This is a genomic window from Streptomyces johnsoniae (genome assembly GCF_031845565.1).
GTDB classification, from domain to species: domain Bacteria; phylum Actinomycetota; class Actinomycetes; order Streptomycetales; family Streptomycetaceae; genus Streptomyces; species Streptomyces johnsoniae.
Map to the genome: position 1 here is coordinate 1 of NZ_JAVREV010000092.1, position 414 is coordinate 414.

At 74.9% G+C, this 414-nt stretch carries 1 protein-coding gene; it reads left to right on the top strand.

What is annotated here, in order from left to right; all coding sequences use genetic code 11:
* Positions 1-414, top strand: a 414-nt coding sequence (locus tag RM779_RS33420; RefSeq protein WP_311621554.1) for a polyprenyl synthetase family protein, incomplete at both ends; no start/stop codon positions are given.

Below are 414 nucleotides of genomic sequence, written 5' to 3' on the forward strand. Positions count from 1 at the left end.
CCAGACCACGGACGTCACCGCGCTTCTGGAGCGCGGACGAGTCCTGTCAGCGCCGGTGCTGCGGGCTGCCGTGGACCGGCTGGCGCCGCCCATGGACACCGTCGCGGCCTACCACTTCGGCTGGATCGACGCCGAGGGACGGCCCTCGGACGGCGACGGCGGCAAGGCCGTGCGCCCCGCGCTCGCCCTGCTCTCGGCCGAGGCCGCGGGCGCCCCCGCCGAAGCGGGCGTCCCCGGCGCCGTGGCCGTCGAGCTCGTGCACAACTTCTCGCTGCTGCACGACGACCTGATGGACGGCGACGAGCAGCGCCGCCACCGCGACACCGTGTGGAAGGTCCACGGCCCCGCCCAGGCCATCCTGGTCGGCGACGCGCTCTTCGCCCTCGCCTACGATCTGCTGCTGGAGCTCGGCAC